Source organism: Okeania sp. SIO2B9 (assembly GCF_010672505.1).
Taxonomy (GTDB): Bacteria; Cyanobacteriota; Cyanobacteriia; order Cyanobacteriales; family Microcoleaceae; genus Okeania; species Okeania hirsuta.
Genome location: NZ_JAAHGK010000947.1, coordinates 1 through 3,056 on the forward strand (window position 1 = coordinate 1; position 3,056 = coordinate 3,056).

4 protein-coding genes are annotated in these 3,056 nt (G+C 32.9%); all 4 read left to right on the plus strand.

All coding sequences use genetic code 11. The annotated features are described in order from the left end of the window. Positions 1 to 33 precede the first annotated feature (33 nt). Positions 34 to 198 (plus strand): hypothetical protein, encoded by a 165-nt coding sequence (locus tag F6K13_RS25820; RefSeq protein ID WP_287288825.1) that lies wholly within the window; start codon positions 34 to 36, stop codon positions 196 to 198. A gap of 759 nt (positions 199 to 957) precedes the next feature. Beyond that, positions 958 to 1,446: a Holliday junction resolvase RuvX gene (gene ruvX, locus F6K13_RS25825; protein WP_124143915.1), complete on the plus strand. Its 489-nt coding sequence runs from the start codon at positions 958 to 960 to the stop codon at positions 1,444 to 1,446. A gap of 421 nt (positions 1,447 to 1,867) precedes the next feature. Then, complete coding sequence (locus F6K13_RS25830; protein WP_124143914.1) at positions 1,868 to 2,440, plus strand: DUF3727 domain-containing protein; 573 nt, start codon at positions 1,868 to 1,870, stop codon at positions 2,438 to 2,440. A 139-nt stretch (positions 2,441 to 2,579) separates the two neighbouring features. Beyond that, on the plus strand, positions 2,580 to 3,056 hold a 477-nt coding region (locus tag F6K13_RS25835), incomplete at its 3' end, for an endolytic transglycosylase MltG (RefSeq protein WP_287288827.1).

Below are 3,056 nucleotides of genomic sequence, written 5' to 3' on the forward strand. Positions count from 1 at the left end.
TAACCAGTTCCTAGTCGTAGTTCTTTGTTGAAAATGATGCAAAATAAACATGGTAAAAGTAATAATTCTCAGTTGAAAACTAATCATAATAATTATTATTGGGAAGCTACAAATGAGCAAGTAAATTCTCCATCGCCAACTATTTCTCCTAATTTAACAAGTGGAGAGGAAGATGATAATGGAAAATCTCAGAAATGAGGAATTACTTGTGTCTAATTAATATTAATAGACATCTCCAACAATTAAATATATAGCAGTTTGTTTTGGTATATTTACAACTAAAATCTATGAGTTATTATCAAAAGTTGTTATAGATAAAATCTGTAACTAGACGAGTGCAAACTGCTATAAAATCAATTATTATCTATAAGTTAAATTATCAATTGCCGAAAAATTGTGGGTATGCGCCTCCCTTTTTAAAGGGATAAAAAAAGAGACTATTCTTTATGTCAAGCCTACTTATTGCAAAGGTACTGAAGTCCGCAGTTCCTCCGTTAGGAGGCTAATTGATTACTGATAATAGTGAAGTTTTCTCAGCAAATAATTAATAATTTCCAGCTTGAAGTCTTTCGGAACCAGGAGAAAAATAATTTAAGCATTCAGCTATTAGCTGTTAGGTGTCAGCTGTCAGCTCTCATGAGGCAGTTTTAATCAAAATAGACTGTTTCAGCCAGCTTTTATAGTAAAATTTAATTCTGACTCAATTAGTAAAGATTTTATCTAGAACTAAAAAAAAAGCAATAGCTGATGGCTAATAACTAACGGCTGAATGCTTACAAAAGAAAATTAAAATTATTTTGGTCAATCCTATCTGTTTTTCATAATAGAAGAGGTAATTGTTAATTATTAGTTATTAATTTTTGAACATCTCCAACTGACCAAGAGAAGGAATTAGAGATGTGTCATAAATCCAAATAATACAAATAATATAAGTAGAAGTAAGGAGTTGAATTTTCAATGCCTCAATCTCGAATTTCAGCCCTGGGTTTAGATGTAGGGAACAAACGTGTGGGGGTTGCAGGATGTGATGGTACTGGTTTAATTGCTACTGGTATTACTACTATTAGACGTACCTCTTTTCAAGAAGATATAGCTCAGTTAAAAATTATTGTCCAAGAACGTCAAGTACAAGTTCTGGTCGTAGGTTTACCATATTCTATGAATGGTTCTATAGGTTTTCAAGCGAAAAAAATACAAAAATATGCTCAAAGATTGTCACAAGCTCTGGCTCTACCTATAGAATATATTGATGAACGTTTGACTTCAGTTCAAGCTGAGGATATGTTGAAAGCTGCAAATATTTCTCCTTCTCAGAATAAACATTTAATTGATAGAAAAGCGGCAGCTTTGATTTTACAGCAATGGCTGGATGAACGTAGAAAACCAAATATTATTTCACAAGTAAATAATTCAATAGAGATAGATATAGAAAAACCTATTACATAGAAGAGAAATAAATTTAAATTGATGTATATAAAAAAATATAATAATATCTATAAATATAGCATTATGCAAGTATATTAAGACTATTTATGAACGCGAAATCTACACATTATCTGACTATTTTTAATTTTTTCAGTCTTTGTTTTACAGCAGATTCCAAGTATATGAATTACAAATATTAACAATTAAATGTTTGTAGCGCGGGCAAGATGCCCGCTAATCGAAAAATTGTTCAGTATTGAAATACATACTACTTACAGTTAATTGTATGCAGGTATATGGTAATTATCTAGCAGAATCTAAAAATCTGCCTACTGGTAATCAACAAAAACTCCATCTCTTAGACCTTGTTTGAAGCTTAATGAACAGAATTTATCTATACTTAGATCACTACTAAAGTGAAAAAATCATCAAAATACCCAAAATGTATTCATCCCCAGAATCACAAGAAAATGGACAATCTCCAGAAACTTATGTCACTTTAACTGATGAGGCAGAGCGATCGCTATGTTGTACTGTAGAGTATTCTATGGAGTTAGATAACCAAGAGTATGTAATGTTACTACCAGTAGACTTACCTATAGAAATCTTTACTTGGGCACAAGGAGATTTAGACCAAGCAAGTATTCCTGTAGGTGATGAAATGGAAATTGATCGAATTTTTGATACTGCCAAAGTTGTACTTGAAGAACAAAACCTCACACTTCAAAGAACAGCTATAACTTTAACTGTTACTGGGGATTTACCAGAATGGGATGAAGATGAACTAGATGAAGTAGATGAAAATGATGAAGAAGGTGAATATTACGAAGAGTTGGCCACTTTTTTATATAAAGACCAGAAATACGCAATATATACACCATTAGATCCATTTTTAATTCCAGCTCGTAAAAGCAATGATGGAAAACTAGAATTGCTTTCAGAAGAAGAGTTTCAGGAAATTCAGCCAATGGTTCAATCAATGCTAGAAGATCAACTTTTCCATGATATGGAATAGACTCTTTGGAATTTTGAGCAAATTAGGGTGATTTAATTAAATATTTAGATCTAAAATTATGCTCTAGAATAACCTAAAGAATCATCTTCGCTACAAACTCAGCTAAGAGAACCTTGAGGATAAAGTATTAACTAATCAAATGAGAAACAGTATTAAACTAATTTCCAATCGTGCCCTATTCTATTTGGCCATTCTGCCTGTAAGCTGTGGTATTTTCGCTTGGCAGGGATGGGCCTGGTGGAGTTGGGTTAGTGGCCCTCTAGTGACAAACACATCATCTACTCAGTCTCCAGAAGAAAATGCTGTAACAATTACAATTCCAGTTGGAACTTATGGTCAACAAATAGGTGAAGATTTAGAAGCTGCTGGTATTATTCGTTCTGCAACAGCTTGGAATTTCTGGGTCAAATGGTTGGGAATACAAAATCCCGATCTAGAATTTAAAGCAGGAACTTATAAATTATCACCGACAGAACCACTCAGCGCGATCGCAGATAAAATTCTAGAGGGAGATGTAGTTAAACTCAGCTATACCATTCGTGAAGGATGGTCAATTCAACAAATGGCTGAATATTTAGAAGCTCAAGGATTTTTTCCTGCTGCTGATTTTATTGCT

Coding starts and splice junctions, on each gene's coding strand:
- F6K13_RS25820 (WP_287288825.1), top strand. CDS start 34: ATGATGCAAAATAAACATGGTAAAAGTAATAATTCTCAGTTGAAAACT.
- ruvX (WP_124143915.1), top strand. CDS start 958: ATGCCTCAATCTCGAATTTCAGCCCTGGGTTTAGATGTAGGGAACAAA.
- F6K13_RS25830 (WP_124143914.1), top strand. CDS start 1,868: ATGTATTCATCCCCAGAATCACAAGAAAATGGACAATCTCCAGAAACT.